We start from the raw sequence: 20,160 nt of genomic DNA on the forward strand, positions 1-20,160 counted from the left end.
CTCCATAGTCGCTTTTCGAGATTACCGCTTCCGTGTTAGAGAATGTTATTCTCGCGAAGGCGGTGAAGACAGGAGGCGGCCCGGATGCTGTTGGAGTTCGATGCTGATCAGCGGCTGTGGCAGAAGACCGTTCGCGACGCCGTTGCCAAGCAGTGCCCGCCCTCGTTGGTGCGCGGCGTCGCCGAGGACAATGGCGACCCAACGCCCCTCTGGGAAGGATTGTGGAAGTCGTACGTCGACCAGGGCTGGACCGAGCTCAACGACCCGGCCGGCGCCGTGGAACTCGCCATCGTGCTCGAGGAGTTGGGACGCGCGACCGACCCCACCCCGTTCCTGGCGACGATGAGCCAGTTTGCCCCGCTGACCGCCGACCGGTTCGACCCGCACGAGTCCGGGACCGCCGTGTACGGCGGAGTCTGGGCGCACCGGGACGCCGACGGCTGGGTGCTGGACGGCACCGCGCGCCACGTCCTCGACGGCGATCGCGTCGACCGGGTGGCCGTGGTGACCGACGCCGGGGTGTTCGTCGTCGCGGCCAACCAGGTGTCGGCCCGCCGCTCGGCGGTGTTCGACCCCGTCCTACACGTCGCCGACCTTTCTTTCGGTGAGGTCCGGGTGCCCGACAGCGCCCGGCTCGCCGTCGACGCCGAGCGCGCGCACCACGTCGCGCTGACCGGCATGGCGATCACGATGGTCGGCGCCTGCCAGCGCATCCTCGACATGGTCCTCGACCACGTCCGCAACCGGCAGCAGTTCGGTGTACCGATCGGCTCGTTCCAGGCCGTCCAGCACAAGGCCGCCGACATGCACGTCGCGGTGGAGCGCGCCCGGGCGCTGGCCTACTTCGCGGCGCTGACGATCGCCGCCGACGACCCGCGGCGCCGACTCGCCGCCGCCATGGCCAAGGCGTCGGCGGGGGAGTGCCAGTCGCTCGTATTCCGGCACGGCTTGCAGCTTTTCGGGGCGATGGGCTTCACGTGGGAGAACGACCTGCAGTTCGCGCTGAAGCGGGCCAAGGCGGGCGAGCTCATGCTCGGCGGCGCCGCGGAACACCGGGCGCGGATCGCCGAGGAGTACCGTGCAGCTGACTTTTGATCCCGACGTCGAGGCGTTTCGGGCGGAGTTCGCGGCGTTCCTGGACGAAAACCTGCCCGACGCAAGCGAGACGCTGGAGCGCCCGCGCTCGGTCTCCCACATGCCGCAGTGGGCCCGTCGTTGGCAGCGGCTGCTGTTCGACAACGGCTGGCTGCTGCCGAGCCAGCCACCGGAGTTCGGTGGCCGCAACGCCACGGTGCTCCAGCAGTTCGTCTACCTGGACGAGCTCAGTCGCCGCCGGATCTATCACAGCTTCAACCCGCAAGGCGTGAATATCGTTGCGGCATCGCTGTTGTCGTTCGGCAGCGAGGAACAGAAGCGGCGGTGGGCGGTACCTATCCTGCGTGCCGAGATCACCGCGTCGCTGGGGATGAGCGAGCCGAGCGCCGGCTCCGATCTGGCGTCGCTGCGCACCCGCGCCGTGCTTGACGGCGACCACTTCGTCGTGAACGGGCAGAAGGTGTGGACCTCGGGGGCGCACGACGCCGACGTCTTGTTGACCTTCGTGCGGACGAACCCGGATGCGCCGAAGCACAAGGGAATCAGCGCGCTGATCATCCCCACAGACAGCCCGGGGCTGGTGCGCCGGCCGTTCCCGTCGATCTGCGGCGCCGACGACCTGGATTTCAACGAGGTGTTCTTCACCGACGTGCGGGTGCCGGCGGAGAACCTGGTCGGCGAGCTCGACCAGGGCTGGCGGGTCGCCAACGGGTCGCTGGGGCACGAACGCACGATGATGTGGCTGGGCTTCGCCGATCGGCTGGACAACATGATCGACGACTTCCATCCCGGCACCGACGTAGAGCGCGACCAGTACGCCAGCATCATCATGGACAAGCAGGCGCTGCGCCTGCTCGGTTCGGCAGCGCTGGCCCGCGCTGCCCGCGGCGAGGACGATGTGGCGGCGATCTCGGTGCTGAAGCTGTTGGGTTCGGAAGCGGAGCTGCGCGGGATGGACCTCGCGCTGACGTCCGCCGGGGCCGACGGGCTGGTCCATCCGGGTCAGACCGGGCCCTACGCGCACATGAACCTGGACCACTATTTCGGCAGCTGGTTCGAGCGTTATGCCCGAAGCTTTTCCGGCACGATCGCCGGCGGCACCTCGGAGATCCAGCGCAACATCATCGCCCAGCGAGTGCTCGGCCTGCCGCGCGGCTGACTTTTCTCTTCGAATGTGCGACCAGCTTCACACTCGACGCCGAGTGTGCGGCCAGCTTCACGTTCGGCGGTCGGCCGCGGAGGCCATGCCCGGCAACGCAATCCGGGCGACGCCCGGGGTGCCCAGCCGGCCGGCCAGCCATGGCAACGCCGTGGTGAAGACCGCCCCGGCGGTCGGCCAGTCGTGCTTGCCGGCGTGGGCGACCACAGCGCAGTCGACGCCGTTCGCCCGGCCGAGCGCGCAAAGGGAACCGGCGGCCGCCGCCTGGTTGCCAGGGTCGGCGGCGGCACCACGCCCGGCGACGGCCATCGCGGCGCTGTCGACGGTCGTGACATCGCGGTTCGGTGTCGGCGAGCCGCCCGACGAGATCGCGAACCAACCGGACACGCCGGTGTAGCGGCCGTGGCGGGCGATCACCGTCGTCGGGTCGAATGCGGCCCAGGTGTCGGCGTTCCCGCCGAACAGGTTGGCGATGGTTTGCGCCTTGGTTCCGGTGTTGGGGGTCAGGTCGCCTTCGATGTCGACGAACGCGTTGAACAGGTTCGGGTGCATGACGGTCAGATCCACGGCGCAGGTGCCGCCCATCGACCAGCCCACGACGCCCCAGTGCGACGGGTCGGCGCTGACCCCGAAGTTCGAGACCAGATACGGCACAACGTCTTTCGTCAGATGGTCGGCCGCGTTACCCCGGCTCCCGTTGACGCATTCGGTGTCGTTGTCGAAAGCGCCGCCCGCGTCAACGAACACCAGCACCGGCGCATTGCCGCCGTGCGCGGCCGCGAAGGCGTCGGCGCTCTCCACCGCGTTGCCGGCGCGTACCCAGTCGGCCGGCGAGCTGAGCATGCCGCCGATCATCATCACCGTCGGCAGTGCCGGTGGCGGGTAGCTGGCGAACCACGCCGGCGGCAGGTACACCAGTTCCTCGCGGTGCTTGAAATGCGATGCGTCGGACGGGATCTGCACCGGCACCAGGCTGCCGTGGGTCGGCTTGATGCCTTTGGCCGCCATCGTGGCAACGGTGGCCCCGTCGCTCTGGTCGGGCAGCGGGCGGGAGGTGAGCTGGTTCCACGCGCTCTGCACCGTCTGGAAGTACCCGACCCACTGGTTGAGCACCAGCAGCGAGCAGAGCAGGCACAGCGGCACGGCCAGGACCGCGGCCCCCCGCCGCCACCAGCGCGCGCCGCGCCAGCCCAGGATTGCGACGGCCGCGGCCATGCCGGCCAGCGCGATCCACACGTACAGCGCGTGGGGCGCCGGCCCGGTGTCCAGTCCGGCGGCGGCCACGGACCAGTACGTTCCGAACGCCGCGAGGCCGCCCACGGCCGCTGCCAGGGGCAGCCATAGCAGGCGCCAACGGCGGGAGCGCCACCCGACGGCCAGGCCGAGCGCGATCGCGGTGACGACCTCGACCGCCATCGGCACCCAGCCGTGCAGCAGCGAAATGTGGTTGCTCAGGGCCAGCTGCATCGTGATTCCTCCTCCCGGCCGTTAGCGCGCCATGTGGGAGAAGGGTCGAACGCGGGGCTCTACGAAGCCTCTACGAATTCTTGGAGGAACTCGCGAGCAGACGCAAAAGCCCCCAACACGCCGAGGATGTGGGGGCTTTTGCGTCTGCTCGCGAGAGAAACGCGGCTAATCGATGACGGCGGCTTCCTTGCGCTCGGTGATCGGCCTGGCCAGTTCCTGCTCGTCGCAGACGCGCTGCAGTTTGTCCAGCGTATCCGCGAGGCCCGCGCCGATCCTGTTGCCGGGCGTGAAGGTGGCCGGCAGCTTGCGCATGCCCTGGATGACGCCGATGGTCTCGTAGTGGACGGTGCCCTCGGGGTCGCATCGGTAGTCGGGCATCCGGTCGAGAACCGCCGTGAGCATGGACTTGAACACGGTGCGCGCCACGTTTGATCCGGCGCATCGGTGCAGGCCGAGCCCAAAGCTGAAGTGCCGGTTGCCTTTGCGGTCGAGGATGATGTCGTCGGGATCGTGAAACACCGCGGGGTCGCGGTTGGCCATCGCCCACGAAATCCAGAGCCGCTCACCCTCTTTGAACTTGATGCCGTCGAGCTCGACGTCATCGGAGAAGGTCCTGCCATCACCCGGCGCCGGGGTGAAATAGCGCAGAAACTCCTCGGTCGCGGGGTCCAGCAGCGTTTCGCGTTGCTTGCTGAGCAGTTCGCGCTTGTCGGGGTGCTCCGAAAGCCATTCCAGCGAATGGGCGGTCAGCGCCGTGGTGGTGTCGAAACCGCCGCCGATGATCAGTCCGAGGTTTCCGATGATCTCCAGATCGGGCGCCGGCTCACCGTCGATCCGCATCTCGAGCAGGGCATTGACCAGGCCGGGCCGCGGATTGTTGCGGATCTCGATCATGTTGTTGATCAGGTCGATCCCCATCTGCCGGTGCATCTCGGTGACCCGTTGGATGTCCGGGGAGTGCTCCGGGGTATACACCGCGGCATGCGTTGGCTCGCTGTACATCTGCCAGTTTTTCAGCGGGATGCCCATCATCGCGAGCGTCAGCACGGCCGGCACGATGTTCGCCAGGTCGTCGACGAAGTCGATGCGGCCTTCCTCGATCTTCTCGTCGAGGCAGGCGCGCGTCACGTCGTCGATGAACGGCTCCCAGCGCTTGACCGCGGCCGGCGACAGATAGGGATTGAGCACCGAGCGGTAGGTCTTGTGTTCGGGGTTGTCCATCTCGAGGATGCCGCCCCGGATGCCGTTGATGCGACTGGCCGTCGGGATCGAAATGCCCTTGTAGCCGCGGCGTTCGTTGTTGACGTCGTGATCGTTTGAGACCGCCGGGCAGCGGGCGAGCTCGAAGACCTCGTGGCTGCCGGCCGCCACCCAGTGCCCGCCGTAGGTGTCGCTCCAGGCCATCGGGCACCGGGCATGCATCTCCTCGGTGATGTCCTTGAACTTCGATCGGTACTCCGCGGAGTGCCGATCGAAGTGATACCGGTTCCGCTTACGGTCGCTGTCGCTGTCGCTGACTTGGTCATCAACGCTGTCGTCGACACTCAAGGCGCTGTCTCCCTTTACGTTTCATCCGTGATGATGATGGCCTGCTCCGGGCAGGAGTGGGCGGCTTCGCGGACCTGGTCCTCCTTGTCGGCCGGCACCACCTCGTCGATCGCCGACGAACTGCCGTCGATGTCGCTGAGCTGAAAGGACTCCGGAGCGATCATCGAGCAGAGGGTGTGGCCCTGGCAGCGTTCCGGATCAACCCAGACCTTCACGGTGTCTCCTTCGAAATCGTCGGTGGCTCAAGTTGTCGCATTCTCAATTGTCGTGGTCGTACCACTTGAGGTAGCCGCCGGCGTCGACGCGCAACTGCACGCCCGTCACGTACCTGGCCTCCTCGGAGGCCAACCACAAGACGGCATTGCTGATGTCCTCGGGTTCGACATAGGGAATTCTCATCGCCTGTTGCACGCCGAAAACCGGCTCGGCGTCGGCGCGGGTCGGGTGTTCGAGGTCCGGCCGGAACGAGCGGTACATCGGCTCGCTTTGCAGCATCGGGGTGTTCGTGTTGGTCGGGTGAATGACGTTGGCGCGGATACCCATCGGGGCGAGCTCGGTCGCCAGGTCGTGGACGTAGTGCGACAGCGCCCGCTTGGAGTGGATGTAGGCCATGCCGCCCGGGTCGTTGCCGGGGTTGTCCTTCTTGGCGGTGTCCATCAGCGCGGCGGTGGATCCGGTGGCGATGATCGAGGCGCCCGCACCCAGGTGCGGCAGCGCGACCTGGATGGCGTTGATGGTGCCGATGAGATTGGTGTTGATGACGTCGCACCACGCCTGCAGGGGAGGTCGCCCCCTCATGCCGGCGACGCCGGCCTGCGCGACGACGATGTCGAGCCCGCCCAACTCGCGGACGCCGTCGTCCAGCGCGGCGCGCAGTTGCGCCGCATCGCGCACGTCGGCCTGGGCGATGACCGCCGACCGGCCGGTCTTCTCGACGAGCCGGGCGGTCTCGTCCAGGTCTTCCGGTGCCGCCATCGGGTAGCCGATGGTGTCGATGTCACGGCACACGTCGACGGCGATGATGTCGGCGCCCTCCTCGGCCAGCCGCACGGCGTGGCTGCGGCCCTGGCCGCGGGCCGCGCCGGTGACGAAGGCGACCTTGCCCTCAACGCGCCCTGGTGCGCCGTCTGCCACTGTCTCTCCTCTAATCGATGCTCAGGTGTTTCGGCCGCCGTTGACGCCCAAGATCTGACCGGTGATGTAGCCGGCCTCCTCGGAAATCAGAAAGGCGCATGCCGCCGCGATGTCTTCCGGCTTGCCCATCCGGCGCACCGGGGTTCGGGCGATCGTCTCCTCGACGTTGCCGAGGAACCCGTTTTGTTCGGCGGCGCGCAACATAGGGGTATCGATGAATCCCGGCGGCACGGCGTTGACGGTGATGCCGCTGGGCCCGTATTCGAGCGCCAGCGATTTCGTCAGGCCGTTGACCGCGGACTTGGCCGCCACGTAGTGGCTCATGTAGGGGGCGCCGGAGTGCGTGCTCGACGAGGAGATGTTGACGATCCGGCCCCACCCGGCCTCGACCATGTCGGGCAGCACCGCCTGAATCGTGTGGAAGACGCCGTTGAGGTTGACGTCGATCACGCGCTGCCAGTCCGCGAAGGTGATGTTGCCGAAGCGCTTGAAGCCGTCCAGGCCGGCGGCGTTCACCAAAACCGTCACCGGCCCGAGCCGGGCGCGGATCGCCGCCAGCGCGGCATCGACCTGGGATCGGTCGGTGACGTCGGCGGTGAAGGCGAAATCGGCTTCGGACGGCCGGAGGTCGATCGTCGCGACGTCGAGGCCATCGGCGCGCAGGCGCTGCGCGACCGCTTGACCGATGCCGGATCCGCCACCGGTGACAACGGCGGTCTTCACGCGGCCGACACCACGCGGGCTTCGACTCCAAATGTGGCCGTCTCAGTCACAAAGAATCTCCCTTGCAATTATGAGAACCTTACTCTCGCCGCGGAGCGGCATGCAACACGGGTCTAAAACCGTCTTCGGCCTGCGCCGAGAGGTCGTCTGCCGCAACGCCTCCGCGGCAACGCCGCTGGTCGGTGGCCCTGTCCCATTCCTGAGAGTTTCTTGAATTATCGAGACTCGAATGTAAGATTCGCCGGAGACGAGAATCAAATTATCGTGACCGTCACCACAGCAGGGAAGTAGGGGATGCCAGTGCAGGACACGGCAGACGCCGCCTTGGGGACCACCTCAGTGACCATCGCGGCTGCCGCGCCCCAGCCACCGGCCGACCGCCGGCTGCTCATCGACGGCCGGCTCGTCACCGCCGAGGCGACTTTCCCCTCGATCAATCCGGCCACCGGCGCCGTCATCGGGCACGCTCCCGACGCCGACGCCATCCAGGCCGAAGCGGCGATTGCGGCGGCAAGGCGTGCGTTCGACACGACGAGCTGGCCGACCGACGTCGAGGCGCGGGCCCGCTGCCTCGACCAGTTGCACCGGGCGCTCGTCGACCATGCCGAGGAGCTTCGTGAATTGACCATCGCGGAAGTCGGCGCCACCCGCGCGCTGACCCACGGCGCTCAACTCGACGACCCGATCAAGATCGTGCGTTTCTACGCCGACCTGTTGCGCACCTATCAGTTCTCGGAAGACCTCGGCGAGGTCGAGTCGCGGGGCATGCGGCACCACCGCTGGGTGGATAAGGAAGCCGCCGGGGTGGTGGGTGCCATCATCGCCTACAACTATCCGAATCAACTCGCGCTGGCCAAGCTGGCCCCTGCCCTGGCCGCGGGCTGCACCGTGGTGCTCAAGGGCGCCCCGGACACCCCGCTGATCACGCTGGCTCTCGGTGAGTTGATCGCCAACCACACCGACATCCCGCCGGGCGTGGTCAACGTGCTCACGTCGTCGGACGCCGCCGCCGGGGTCGCGCTGACCACGAGCCCCGACGTCGACGTGGTCAGCTTCACCGGGTCGACCGCCGTCGGCCGAAAGATCATGGCGGCCGCGAGCGAGACCGTGAAACGCGTCTTCCTCGAGTTGGGCGGCAAGTCGGCCGTGATCATGCTCGACGACGCCGACTTCGCCGGCGCCGCCATGTTCGCCGCCTTCAGCATGGCGACCCACGCCGGCCAGGGCTGCGCGCTCACGTCCCGGCTGCTGGTGCCCAAGTCGCACCACGACGAGATCGTCGCGCTGATCGCGCAGAACTTCGCCAAGGTGCGCCACGGGGATCCGGCCGATCCGAAGACGTTCATGGGGCCGCTGATCAACGAGCGCCAGCGCGACAAAGTCGACGCCATGGTCCAGCGCGCGATCGCCGCCGGTGCGACCCTGGTCACCGGCGGCAAGCGGTTGGATCCGGGCTACTTCTATGCGCCCACACTGCTGACCGACGTCGACCCCGACAGTGAGATCGCCCAGGACGAGGTCTTCGGGCCGGTGCTCGTCGTCATCGGCTTCGACGATGACGACGACGCAGTGCGCATCGCCAACAACTCGATCTACGGGCTGGCCGGCGCGGTGTTCAGCCGCGACCAGGACCGGGCGCTGGCGGTCGCGCGGCGGATCCGGGCCGGATCGTTTTCGGTCAACGGCGGCAACTACTTCGGGGCCGACAGCCCGTTCGGCGGGTTCAAGCAGTCCGGCATCGGCCGCGAGATGGGCGTGGCCGGCATGGAGGAATTCCTGGAAAGCAAGACTTTCGCCGTCCCGGTCGTGGGGACTCCGGCGTGAGGCCGCTCGAGGGCATCCGCGTCCTGGAGGTCGCGATGTACGGCTTCGTCCCGTCGGCGGGAGCGGTGCTCGCCGAATGGGGAGCCGACGTCATCAAGGTCGAGCACGCCGTCACCGGGGACCCGCAACGGGGACTGCGGCAGACCGGCATGCTGCGGGTCGAGGGCGACCCGAACCCCAACATCGAACACGCCAACCGCGGCAAGCGCAGCATCGGGCTGGACATGTCGGTCCCCGAGGGCAAGGACGTGCTCTACGAGCTGGCGCGCCGAGCCGACGTTTTCCTGACGAGCTTCCTTCCCGCTCACCGGAAGAAGTTCGGCATCGACGTCGACGACATTCGCGCGGTCAACCCGAACATCGTCTACGCCCGCGGCAGCGCGCTCGGCCCGCGGGGCGCCGAGTCGGAAAAGGGCGGCTACGACATGACCGCGTTCTGGTGCCGCGCCGGCACCGCCGCCACCATCACCCCGGCGGGCATGCCCGGCATGATCGCGCCGCCCGGACCGGCCTACGGCGACACCATCTCCGGCACCAACCTCGCCGGCGGCATCGCAGCGGCGTTGCTCAAGCGCGAACGCACCGGCGAACCGTCGGTCGTCGACGTGTCGCTGCTGGGCAGCGGCCTGTGGTCCATGGGACACACGGTCGCGCTGACAAAGCATCTGGGCCAGCGGATGGAAGCGCCGCCACCCGGTGTGCACGGCGCGCCGAACAATCCGTTGGTGGGCCTCTACACCACATCCGACGGCCGGTACATCTCCTTCGTGATGATGCAGCCCACCAAGTTCTGGGCGGACGTGTGCCAACACGTCGACCTGCCGGACCTGGCCGAAGATCCGCGCTTCGCTACCGTCGAGTCGATCGCGGCCAACACCGCTGATGCGGTCGAGATCTTGACCAAGGTGATCGCGACCCGCACCCTTGCCGAGTGGAGCGAGCGGTTCGCCACGCTGGCCGGGCCGTGGGCGCCCGTGCAGGACACCCTGCAGGCGGTCGACGACGCACAGATCCGCGCCAACGAGTACCTGGTGCACGCCGGTGAACTCGACCTGGTCGCCAACCCGGTCCAGTTCGATGTCACGGCGCCGCGCACCGGCCCCGCGCCCGGATTCGCCGAGCAGACCGACGAGATCCTGATGGAAATCGGGCTCGATTGGGACCGCATCATCGAACTCAAGACGGCCGGCGCCGTCACCTGAGTGCTAACGGGACCGGAACTGTGTCAAATGTCAAAGCCGAATGGCGCTTTTCACTCGAAGGGAGCTCCGATAACGGTTTTAGATTTTTCATTCCAACGGGACGCGGCATGAGTCATAATCGCCGGACGCTTCAAGACACCGGGCCCCTCGTTTTGGAGCGCCAACTCACGCGACAGAACGGAGGTCTGGCGTGAGGATGGTAGCGGTTGCCACGCCGACGGTCGACGCCGGAACATGGCTGCCTGCTAGACATTTCACCATCGGCGGCGCGCATTCATGGTCGCCTGCTCACTCGAACGTACAGCAGCCGGCGAACCGGAACAAGACTACCCGTCTCGAAAAGTGCGAAGGGCTTTGGTCTCATGGCGGTTAAGCGGGCGGGCCCGGAGCGCTGGACCGGCGGCATCTCGCTCGGCCGGGGTTCCAAGCCGATGGAAGCGGTCGGCGGCCTGTTCGCGATGTCGGCCGACGCGATCAAGTTCGCGTTCCGCCGGCCCTGGCAGTGGCGCGAGTTCCTGGAGCAGTCGTGGTTCATCGCGCGCGTCGCGCTGGCGCCCACGCTGCTGGTCGCCATCCCGTTCACCGTCCTGGTCAGCTTCACGCTCAACATCCTGTTGCGCGAACTGGGCGCGGCGGATTTGTCCGGCGCCGGTGCGGCTTTCGGCGCGGTGACCCAGGTCGGTCCGCTGGTGACCGTGTTGATCGTGGCGGGTGCCGGCTCCACGGCGATGTGCGCGGACCTGGGTTCGCGGACGATCCGCGAGGAGATCGACGCCATGGAGGTGCTGGGCATCAATCCGGTGCAGCGCCTGGTGACCCCGCGCATGCTGGCCTCGGGCCTGGTGGCCCTGCTGCTGAACAGCCTCGTGGTCATCATCGGCATCGTGGGCGGCTACGTCTTTTCGGTGTTCGTCCAAGACGTCAATCCCGGGGCGTTCGCCGCGGGCATCACCCTGCTGACCGGCGTGCCCGAGGTGATCATTTCGTGCGTCAAGGCAGCGCTTTTCGGCCTGATCGCCGGGTTGGTCGCCTGCTACCGGGGGCTCACGGTCTCCGGCGGTGCCAAGGCCGTCGGCAACGCGGTCAACGAGACGGTCGTGTATGCGTTCATGTCGCTGTTCGTCGTGAATGTGGTTGTCACCGCCATCGGCATCCGAATGTCGACCAAGGGCCACTGAGGAGGTATAGGGACAAACCGTGATCACGCTACGCGCCACCTACCCGCGCCTGACGCGACAACTCGACAAGCCGGTCGCCACCCTGAGCCGAATCGGCGACCACACCCTGTTTTACGGGCAGGCCCTTGCCGGAGTCCCGTTCGCGGTCCGCCACTACCGGCGGGAGGTGATCCGGCTGATCGCCGAGATCAGCATGGGCGCGGGAACTTTGGCCATGATCGGTGGCACGCTGGTGATCGTCGGCTTCTTGACGCTGGCCGCGGGCGGCACCCTGGCGGTCCAGGGCTACAGCTCGCTGGGCAACATCGGCATCGAGGCGCTGACCGGGTTCTTGGCTGCCTTCATCAACGTTCGAATCGCGGCGCCCATCGTCGCGGGCATCGGCCTGGCCGCCACGTTCGGCGCCGGCGTGACCGCGCAGCTCGGTGCCATGCGGATCAATGAAGAGATCGACGCGCTGGAATCCATGGCCATCCGGCCGATTTCGTACCTGGTCAGCACCAGGATCGCTGCCGGGATGATCGCGATCACGCCGCTGTATTCCATCGCCGTCATCCTGTCGTTCCTCGCCAGCCAATTCACGACCGTGGTGCTGTTCGGCCAATCGAGCGGCCTGTATCAGCACTACTTCTCGACGTTCCTCAACCCGATCGACCTGTTGTGGTCCTTCCTGCAGGCCGTTCTGATGGCGATCACGATCTTGTTGATCCACACGTATTTCGGCTACTTTGCTTCGGGCGGACCCGCCGGCGTCGGCGTCGCGACCGGTAACGCGGTGCGAACCTCGTTGATCGTGGTCGTGTCGGTGACGCTGCTCGTGTCGCTGTCCATCTACGGCACCAACGGCAACTTCAACCTGTCGGGCTAGGGAGGGTGGTGAACGGACAGTGACGCAAAACCTCGGGCCGGGCCCCATCCACCGCTCCGAAACCACCAGCGCCGCACGGCCTGTCGCCGCCTCACCCGGCCGCCACTTCGGCGCGCAGTCATACGCGCGACCCCTGGCGGGGCTGGTGACCATCGTGCTGATCGGCCTGATCTTCGCCGTCGCGATCGGGCTGTTCCAGGGCTCCTTCACCACCAGCGTGCCCGTCACCGTCGTCTCGCCGCGCGCGGGCCTGGTGATGAACCCGGATGCCAAGGTGAAGATGCGCGGCGTCGAGGTGGGCAAGGTCGCCTCGATCGACACGCGGCCGAACGGCGAAGCCGTGCTGCACCTTGCGATGCAGCCGGCGCAGATGCACTTCATCCCGGCCAACGTGCTCGTCGACATCGCATCGACGACGGTGTTCGGCGCCAAGTTCGTTGAGCTGGTGCCGCCGGCCGAGCCGTCGGCGCAGCCGCTGCACGCGGGCCAGGTGCTCGAGGGCAAGCACGTCACCGTCGAAATCAACACGGTATTCCAGCAACTCACGTCGCTGCTGTCGACGATCGACCCGGCCAAGCTCAACGAGACCCTCGGCGCGATAGCGTCCGCGGTCAACGGCCGCGGCCACAAGATCGGCCAGATGCTGCGCGACCTGGATTCCTTCCTCGCCACCCAGGAGCAAAGCCTTCCGGCGCTGCGGCACGACCTCGAGACCCTGCCCGCGGTGAGCGACGCCTACGCCGACGCGGCGCCGCACCTGCTCGCCACGGCCGACAACGCCGTGCGGATCAGCAAGTCGATCGTCGACGAGCAGCAGAACCTGGATGCCTTCCTGATCAGTGCGATCGGCTTGGCGGACATGGGCAATGACGTGGTGGGCGGCAACAGGCAAGCGCTGACCGATGTCCTGCATCTGCTGGTTCCCACCACCGATCTGCTCAACCAGTACCACCAGGCGCTGTACTGCGGCATAGCCGGGTCGCTGGGGAACCTGCACGCGCCGGACCTGCCCGAGCCGATGGTCAAGGTCACCGTCGTCCTCGGCCTCGGCGCCGAGCGCTACCGCTACCCGTCCAACCTGCCCAAGGTCGCCGCCACCGGCGGTCCGCAGTGCATGGATCTCCCGACGGTGCCCTTCGACGTCGCGCCGCCGTTCGTGGTGACGGACAACGGCTCCAACCCGACGCAGTACGGCAACCAGCAACTGTTGCTCAACTCCGACGCGCTCAAGCAGTTGCTGTACGGGCCGATCGACGGGCCGCCCCGCAACACCATGCAGATCGGAATGCCCGGATGACCGGCTCGCGCGGGATGATCCTCAAGTTCGGGGCGTTCGCCACCGTGATGGTTCTGCTGACCGTGTTCCTGTTCTTCATCTTCGGGCAGTACACCACCGGTTCGACGAACGGGTATTCGGCGCTCTTCACCGACGTGTCGCGGCTCAAACCCGGACAGACGGTGCGCGTGGCCGGGATTCGGGTGGGCACGGTCAACAGCGTCAGCCTGCGCGCCGACAAGAAAGTCGAGGTGAAATTCGACGCCGACCGCAGCGTGGTCCTCACCACCGGCACCCGCGCCCAGGTTCGCTACCTCAACCTGGTTGGTGATCGCTACCTCGAGCTGACCGAGGGCCCCGGATCCACCAAGGTGCTGCCGGCCGGGGCGCAGATCCCGCTCGATCGCACCGCGCCGGCCCTCGACATCGATCTGCTGCTCGGTGGGCTGAAACCCGTTACCCAGGGCCTCAATCCGCAAGACGTCAACGCGCTCAGCGCGGCGCTCATCCAGGTCTTCCAGGGCGAGGGCGGAACCCTGCAGTCGCTGCTGTCGAAGTCGACGTCGTTTTCCAACACGCTGGCGGACAACAACCAAACGGTGCAGGAACTGATCGACAACCTCAATACCGTGGTGGCCACCGTCGACAAGGACGGCAGCAAGTTCTCCGGCGCCATCGACCGCCTGGAGAAACTGGTCAGTGGATTCGACCAGGACCGTGACACCATAGGCACCGCGATCACCGCCCTGGACAACGGGACCGCATCCATCGCCGATCTGCTCACCCGCGCCCGCCCGCCGCTGGCCGCGACGGTGGACCAAACGAGCCGGCTGGCCCCACTGCTCGACCAGGACAAGAACCTCATCGACACCTCGCTGCACAAGTTGCCGCACAACTACCGCAAACTGCTCAGGCTCGGTTCCTACGGCGCCTGGTTCCCCTACTACCTGTGCGGGCTGGCGCTGCGGGTGTCCGATCTGCAGTACCGGACCGTGGAAGTGGGCATCAAGCACCAAACCACCGGGCGCTGCGCGGAACCGAAGGATCCCGATGAATAAGTATCGCGGAGCGGGCCTCATCAAGGCCGGATTCATCGGCGCCGTCCTGATCGCGCTGGTCATCGCCGTCGGGTTGAACCCCGATCAGCTGGTGCAGCGGGCCACCACGGTCCGCTACCAGGCGCTGTTCGCCGACGCCGGCGGCCTCGCGCTGGGCAATGACGTGACCATCTCGGGAATCAAGGTCGGCAGCGTGACGGGCATGTCGCTGCAGAACGGCGACGTCCTGGTGACGTTCACCGCCAAGGGCAACGTGCTGCTCGGCTCGGCCAGCACCGCGCACATCAAGACCGGTTCACTGTTGGGCCAGCGGGTGCTCACCATCGACTCCGCGGGCACCGGCAATCTGCATCCGATGGCCGTCATCCCGGCATCGCGCACTTCCTCCCCCTACTCGCTGTCCGAGGCGGTGAGCGACCTCACGACCGACCTCCAGGGCACCAACACCGAGTCGCTCAACCAGTCCCTTGACACGCTGTCGGCGACCCTGAATCAGGTTGCGCCGCAACTGGGTCCCGCGTTCGACGGGATCAGCCGGCTGTCCCAGACGCTCAACGCCCGCAACCAGACGCTCGGTCAGCTGCTCAAGGGCGCCGCCGACGTCACCGGCGTGCTCGGGCAACGCAGCCAGCAGCTCAACACCCTGATCCTCAACGCCAACGACTTGTTGTCGATGCTGGTGGCGCGGCGGCAGGCGATCGTGCGGCTGCTGGCCAGCACGTCCGCGGTGGCCAAGCAACTGTCCGGCGTGGTGCATGACAACGAGGCGAAGCTGGCGCCGACGCTGGAGAAGCTCAACTCCGTGACGGCGATGCTGGAAAAGAACCGCGACAATCTCGCCAAAGCCCTTCCGGGACTGGCGAAGTACGAGCTGACGCAGGGCGAGACCGTTTCCAGCGGCTACTACTACAACCCGTTCATTCCCAACCTTTTCCAGCTGGAATTCTTCCAGTGGTTGTTCGACTATGCCTTCGGGTTCCGCGCCTACGGCGCGCCCGGTCAACCACCGGACACCGCCGGCCCGCGGGCGTTCTTCCCGTGGCCGTTCAACCAGGACCCGGGAGGGCGGCCGTGACCGGGCTCGGGACGATTCCGCGCAACAAGCTCAAGGTGGGGCTGGCGATCGCGCTGGCGGGGATCTTGGTCGTCGGCGCGGCGATCGCCATCCGCAACACCTTCTTTCGCCCGACGACGATCACCGCCTACTTCCCGACCGCCACGGCGATCTATCCGGGCGACGACGTGCGGGTGTCCGGCATGAAGGTCGGCACCATCGCGTCCATTCAGCCGCAGGGGACCCGGGCCAAGATGGTGATGCACGTCGATCGCGGGGTCCCCATCCCGGCGGACGCGAAGGCGGTGATCGTCGCCCAAAATCTCGTGGCGGCGCGCTACGTGCAGCTCACGCCGGCCTACCGGTCGAGCGGCCCCACCATGCGTGACGGCGCGGTGATCCCTGTCGAACGGACGGCGGTGCCGGTCGAATGGGATGAGGTCAAAACGCAATTGATGCGTCTGGCAACGGAATTGGGTCCCAACAGCAAGGTTTCCACCCCGGCGGTGTCGCGGTTCATCGACAGCGCCGCCGACGCGCTCGGTGGCGGCAACGGCGAGAAGTTGCGCCAGACGCTGGCGCAACTGTCCGGGGTGGCCCGGATCTTCGCCGAGGGCAGCGGCAATCTCGTCGACATCATCAAGAACCTGCAGACCTTCGTCGGGGCGCTGCGCGACAGCAACGTCCAGATCGTGCAGTTCGACAATCGGCTGGCGACGCTGACCAGCGTGCTCGACGACAACAGGTCCGATCTGGATGCGGCCCTGACGGACCTGGCGAGCGCGGTCGGTGACGTGCAGCGGTTCATCGCGGGCAGTCGCGATGCGACCTCCGAACAGGTCGCGCGGTTGGCCGACCTCACACAGATACTCGTCGACCAGAAGATGGCGCTGAAAAACGTGCTGCACATCTCGCCGACCGCGCTGGCCAACGCCTACAACGCCTACGACCCGGACACCGGGAACATCCGCGGCGGGGTCGGCCTGCAGAACTTCACCAACCCGACGTATGCCTGGTGCGCGGGCATCGGCGCCATCGAGAACGTCACCGCCGTCGAGACGGGCAAGCTGTGCGGCCTGTATCTGAGCCCGGCGCTGAAGGTGTTCAACCCGAACTTCATCGTCAACTTCAACTACCTCCCGATTCCGGTCAACCCGATCCTCGCCCCGTCCTTTGCCCCGCAAAACGTCGTCTACAGCGAGGACCGGCTCAAGCCCGGCGGGGAGGGCCCCCGGCCCGGCCCGCCGTTGCTGCCGCCGGCCGTGTCCGCGTACACCGGGCTGCCGGGCGACCCCGTCGGGCCGCCGGGTTCGGTGCCGCTGGGGCGGATACCCGGCGCGGCGATGCCGGAGCCCCCACCGGGCGAACCGCCGCCCGTCCCGCCGCCGCCGGCCTCGCCGCCACCGGCCGCACCGGCGAACGTTCAGGACATGCTGCTCCCGGGCGACGGAGCGCAACCGTGACCGCCCGGATCGCGATCCGGCGGGTGCTCGGCATCGGCTGCGCCGTCATGCTCGCCGTGAGCGGGTGTGCATTCAACGGCCTGAACTCGCTGCCGCTGCCCGGCGCGGTAGGACGCGGCCCGGGCGCCAACACCTACCACGTCGAGCTCGCCAATGTCGTGACGATGGAACCGAATTCGCCGGTGATGATCGACGACGTCATCGTCGGCAGCATCAGCAAGATGACGGTGCGCGGGTGGCACGCCGATGTCGAGATCTCGGTCAAGCCCGGCACGGTGATCCCGGCCAACGCGGTCGCGAGCGTCGGCCAGACCAGCCTGCTGGGCTCCATGCACCTGGCGCTGAATCCCCCGCTGGGCCAGCAGGGCACCGGACGGCTGCAACCTGGCGCCACGATTCCGCTGAACCGGTCCTCCACCTATCCGTCGACCGAGCAGACGCTGTCGTCGCTGTCGGTGGTCCTCAACGCCGGCGGGCTGGGGCAGTTCGGGGACATCATCCACAACTTCAACGCCGCGTTGTCCGGAAACGAAGGCGCGGTGCGCGATCTGCTCGAGCGGCTCGACAGGTTCGTGGGCACGCTCGATGAGCAGCGCGACAACCTCGTCGCGTCGATACGCTCGCTGAATCGCCTGGCCGGCACGTTCGCCGCGCAGCGCGACGTGATCACCCAGGCGCTGTACAAGATTCCGCCGGCGCTGGACGTGCTCATCAAGGAGCGCCCGCGCATCACGACCGCGCTGAACAAGCTCGGGACGTTCAGCAACACCGCGACCCGACTCGTCAACGACGCGGGCGACGACCTGGTGACGAACCTGAAGAATCTCGCGCCGGCGCTCGGTGCGCTCGCCGACATCGGGCCGGATCTCGACGCCGCCATCGCGTACGCGCCGACGTTCCCCTGGACCCAGAGCATCATCGACCGGTACATCCGGGGCGACTACCTCAACGGGTATTTCATCATCGACCTGACGAACGCCGGGCTCCGCAAGGGCATCCTGCGGGGCACGCACTGGGAACGGATCGGCGCCGAGGCCGTACCGGGGCCCGCGGATCCGGAGTACCTGCAATTCCGGTACGGCGCCCCACCCGGTGCGCCCGGCGGATTGGTGAAGCCCGGGCCGGTCGGCGAACCGGCACCGTTCGGGCCGCCGCCACCCTGGGCGCCGGTCCGGCCGGGACCGCCGCCCGCGGCGCAAGGGCCGGTCAACCCACAGTCGGGAGACGCACCACCCGCGGCGCCGCCGCCGGTGTCACCGTTGATCGCGGGCTTGACGTGGCTCGGGCCCGATGCGCAGAAGGGCCCCTCGTCGCTGCCGGGCCCGGCGCCATCCGCAGCGCCGGCGCCACCGGCCGACCAGGGTGCCCCGGTGCCCGCCGCGACGCCGACGGACGGGGGCTCGTAAATGCTGACCCGCTTCGTCCGCATTCAGTTGGCGATCTTCACGATCGTGGGGATCATCGGCGTGGTCGTCATGACGTTGTGGTACATCCAGGCCCCGACATTGCTCGGCATCGGCAAGATGACCGTGACGCTGAAACTGCCCGCCACCGGGGGCCTGTACCGCTTTTCCAACGTGACCTACCGTGGGGTGCAGATCGGCAAGGTGACCGCGGTGGGTCTGACCCCCGACGGCGCGAAAGCCACTCTGTCCCTTGATACTTCGCCGAAGATCCCGGCGGACCTGAAGGCGGAGGTGCTGAGCATCTCCGCGGTGGGCGAGTACTACGTCGATCTGCGGCCGCGGAACGACTCACCGCCCTACCTCCACGACGGCTCGGTCATCGCCGCGAACGACGCGACGATCCCCCAGCCGATCGGCCCCGTGCTCGACCAGTCCAGCAAGTTGATCAACAGCATTCCCAAGGGGAAGCTCGGTCAGCTGCTCGACGAGTCGTTCGACGCATTCAACGGCGCCGGTTACGATTTCGGGTCGCTGTTCGACAGTTCGTCGAGGTTGTCGGGTGACCTCAACGGCGTCGCCGACCGGACGCGAAGCCTGACTGAAGACACCGGACCTTTCTTGGACGCGCAGGCCCAGACCGCCGATTCGATCCGAACCTATGCGCGCAGCCTGGCCGGCTTCAGTGGACAGCTGGCGAAAGACGACCCGCAGTTCCGCACCCTGCTGCAACGGGGACCCGGAGCCCTGGACGAGGCGTCGCGGCTGCTGGACCAGATCAAGCCGACGCTGCCGGTGCTGCTGGCGAACCTCACCACGATCGGCCAGATCGGCGTGACCTATCACGCGTCACTCGAGCAGATGTTGGTCCTGCTGCCGCCGTTCACCGCGGCGATTCAGTCGTTCGTCGGCACGAAGTCCCCGACCGGGTTGGCTACGGGCGCCTTCAACCTCATCATCAGTGACCCGCCCGCGTGCACGGTCGGTTTCCTGCCGCCGAGCCAATGGCGTTCGGCGGCCGACACCCGTACCATCGACACGCCGGACGGGCTGTATTGCAAACTGCCGCAGGATTCACCCATCGCGGTGCGCGGCGCCCGCAACTATCCCTGCATGGGGCAGCCCGGGAAACGTGCGCCGACCGTCGAAATCTGCGAGAGCGACAAGCCTTTCCAGCCGCTGGCGATGCGACAGCACGTCTTCGGCACTTACCCGCTGGACCCCAACCTCATCGCGCAGGGCATCCCGCCCGACGACCGGGTCAACTGGAACCGAGAACGGATCTTCGGGCCGGTGGAGGGAACGCCGCTTCCCCCGGGTGCGGTCCCGCGCGGAACGCCCCCGGGTTCATCGTTGCCGCCGCCGGCGGCGCCGCTCAGCCCGCTGGCGCAAATGGGGGAGGTGTCACCCATAGCGCCGATCGATGTTCCGGCTTCACCCGGCGGGTCACCGGCGCCCGCAGCGGCGAGCGCGCCGCCGCCCGCGCCGCCGTCGGCACCGCCCGCGCCGCCGTCGGCGGCGCCAAGTGCGTTCGGGCACAATGAATCTCAGGCCGGTCCATCGGTGGCGATCGCCCAGTACAACCCGCACACCGGCACCTACGTGACCCCGGACGGTCAGGTTTACCGCCAGTCGGATCTGGCGGCACCCACGACGCCCAAGGCGCCGAAAACCTGGAAAGACCTGTTCGCCACCTGATGCCGGCGTC

At 67.4% G+C, this 20,160-nt stretch carries 17 protein-coding genes; 12 read left to right on the plus strand and 5 right to left on the minus strand.

Annotation, left to right across the window (positions count from 1 at the left end; translation table 11 throughout):
• The first annotated feature begins 84 nt into the window (after window positions 1-84).
• Window positions 85-1,095, plus strand: a complete 1,011-nt coding sequence (locus tag A5705_RS18930) for an acyl-CoA dehydrogenase family protein (RefSeq protein WP_067875088.1) — start codon at window positions 85-87, stop codon at window positions 1,093-1,095.
• A complete protein-coding gene (locus tag A5705_RS18935; protein ID WP_067875085.1) occupies window positions 1,079-2,254 on the plus strand; it encodes an acyl-CoA dehydrogenase family protein in 1,176 nt (391 codons plus the stop codon). Before A5705_RS18930 ends, A5705_RS18935 begins: the two co-directional genes overlap by 17 nt.
• 57 nt (window positions 2,255-2,311) lie before the next feature.
• On the opposite strand, the gene A5705_RS18940 is transcribed toward A5705_RS18935, so the two are convergent.
• From A5705_RS18940 to A5705_RS18960, 5 genes are all read right to left on the minus strand, one after another.
• Complete coding sequence (locus tag A5705_RS18940) at window positions 2,312-3,721, minus strand: alpha/beta hydrolase family protein (RefSeq protein ID WP_067875082.1); 1,410 nt, start codon at window positions 3,719-3,721, stop codon at window positions 2,312-2,314.
• A 165-nt stretch (window positions 3,722-3,886) separates the two neighbouring features.
• Window positions 3,887-5,269: a cytochrome P450 gene (locus A5705_RS18945; protein WP_067875079.1), complete on the minus strand. Its 1,383-nt coding sequence runs from the start codon at window positions 5,267-5,269 to the stop codon at window positions 3,887-3,889.
• Between the two features lie 14 nt (window positions 5,270-5,283).
• A complete protein-coding gene (locus tag A5705_RS18950; RefSeq protein ID WP_067875076.1) occupies window positions 5,284-5,484 on the minus strand; it encodes a ferredoxin in 201 nt (66 codons plus the stop codon).
• Between the two features lie 43 nt (window positions 5,485-5,527).
• On the minus strand, window positions 5,528-6,403 hold the full coding sequence (locus tag A5705_RS18955; protein WP_067875074.1) for a mycofactocin-coupled SDR family oxidoreductase: 876 nt from the start codon (window positions 6,401-6,403) through the stop codon (window positions 5,528-5,530).
• A gap of 21 nt (window positions 6,404-6,424) precedes the next feature.
• Window positions 6,425-7,126, minus strand: a complete 702-nt coding sequence (locus tag A5705_RS18960) for an SDR family NAD(P)-dependent oxidoreductase (RefSeq protein ID WP_067875071.1) — start codon at window positions 7,124-7,126, stop codon at window positions 6,425-6,427.
• Window positions 7,127-7,420: 294 nt separating this feature from the next.
• On the opposite strand from A5705_RS18960, the gene A5705_RS18965 reads away from it, so the two are divergent.
• From A5705_RS18965 to A5705_RS19010, 10 genes are all read left to right on the plus strand, one after another.
• Window positions 7,421-8,950: an aldehyde dehydrogenase family protein gene (locus tag A5705_RS18965; protein WP_067875068.1), complete on the plus strand. Its 1,530-nt coding sequence runs from the start codon at window positions 7,421-7,423 to the stop codon at window positions 8,948-8,950.
• Window positions 8,947-10,152 carry a CaiB/BaiF CoA-transferase family protein gene (locus tag A5705_RS18970; RefSeq protein ID WP_067875065.1) on the plus strand — a complete coding sequence of 402 codons (1,206 nt, stop codon included), beginning with the start codon at window positions 8,947-8,949 and terminating at the stop codon, window positions 10,150-10,152. The genes A5705_RS18965 and A5705_RS18970 overlap by 4 nt, the downstream gene beginning before the upstream one ends.
• A 362-nt stretch (window positions 10,153-10,514) precedes the next feature.
• Window positions 10,515-11,330: an ABC transporter permease gene (locus tag A5705_RS18975; protein ID WP_067875062.1), complete on the plus strand. Its 816-nt coding sequence runs from the start codon at window positions 10,515-10,517 to the stop codon at window positions 11,328-11,330.
• 22 nt (window positions 11,331-11,352) lie between these two features.
• A complete protein-coding gene (locus tag A5705_RS18980; RefSeq protein ID WP_067875291.1) occupies window positions 11,353-12,198 on the plus strand; it encodes an ABC transporter permease in 846 nt (281 codons plus the stop codon).
• 19 nt (window positions 12,199-12,217) lie between these two features.
• Window positions 12,218-13,495, plus strand: a complete 1,278-nt coding sequence (locus A5705_RS18985; RefSeq protein WP_082956556.1) for an MCE family protein — start codon at window positions 12,218-12,220, stop codon at window positions 13,493-13,495.
• Complete coding sequence (locus A5705_RS18990; protein WP_067875056.1) at window positions 13,492-14,532, plus strand: MCE family protein; 1,041 nt, start codon at window positions 13,492-13,494, stop codon at window positions 14,530-14,532. The genes A5705_RS18985 and A5705_RS18990 overlap by 4 nt, the downstream gene beginning before the upstream one ends.
• Window positions 14,525-15,607 (plus strand): MCE family protein, encoded by a 1,083-nt coding sequence (locus A5705_RS18995; protein WP_067875053.1) that lies wholly within the window; start codon window positions 14,525-14,527, stop codon window positions 15,605-15,607. Before A5705_RS18990 ends, A5705_RS18995 begins: the two co-directional genes overlap by 8 nt.
• Window positions 15,604-17,049, plus strand: coding sequence for an MCE family protein (locus A5705_RS19000; protein WP_156763162.1), 1,446 nt, complete (start codon window positions 15,604-15,606; stop codon window positions 17,047-17,049). Before A5705_RS18995 ends, A5705_RS19000 begins: the two co-directional genes overlap by 4 nt.
• Window positions 17,046-18,455: an MCE family protein gene (locus tag A5705_RS19005; protein ID WP_082956557.1), complete on the plus strand. Its 1,410-nt coding sequence runs from the start codon at window positions 17,046-17,048 to the stop codon at window positions 18,453-18,455. Before A5705_RS19000 ends, A5705_RS19005 begins: the two co-directional genes overlap by 4 nt.
• Window positions 18,456-20,150, plus strand: coding sequence for an MCE family protein (locus tag A5705_RS19010; protein ID WP_068279257.1), 1,695 nt, complete (start codon window positions 18,456-18,458; stop codon window positions 20,148-20,150).
• Window positions 20,151-20,160 lie beyond the last annotated feature (10 nt).

Source organism: Mycobacterium sp. E787 (assembly GCF_001668725.1).
Classification (GTDB): domain Bacteria; phylum Actinomycetota; class Actinomycetes; order Mycobacteriales; family Mycobacteriaceae; genus Mycobacterium.

What these genes read in the sequence shown, in the direction of transcription:
- A5705_RS18930 (WP_067875088.1), top strand. Translation starts at nt 85, where the DNA reads ATGCTGTTGGAGTTCGATGCTGATCAGCGGCTGTGGCAGAAGACCGTT.
- A5705_RS18940 (WP_067875082.1), bottom strand. Translation starts at nt 3,721, where the DNA reads ATGCAGCTGGCCCTGAGCAACCACATTTCGCTGCTGCACGGCTGGGTG.
- A5705_RS18965 (WP_067875068.1), top strand. Translation starts at nt 7,421, where the DNA reads ATGCCAGTGCAGGACACGGCAGACGCCGCCTTGGGGACCACCTCAGTG.
- A5705_RS18975 (WP_067875062.1), top strand. Translation starts at nt 10,515, where the DNA reads ATGGCGGTTAAGCGGGCGGGCCCGGAGCGCTGGACCGGCGGCATCTCG.
- A5705_RS18990 (WP_067875056.1), top strand. Translation starts at nt 13,492, where the DNA reads ATGACCGGCTCGCGCGGGATGATCCTCAAGTTCGGGGCGTTCGCCACC.
- A5705_RS18995 (WP_067875053.1), top strand. Translation starts at nt 14,525, where the DNA reads ATGAATAAGTATCGCGGAGCGGGCCTCATCAAGGCCGGATTCATCGGC.
- A5705_RS19010 (WP_068279257.1), top strand. Translation starts at nt 18,456, where the DNA reads ATGCTGACCCGCTTCGTCCGCATTCAGTTGGCGATCTTCACGATCGTG.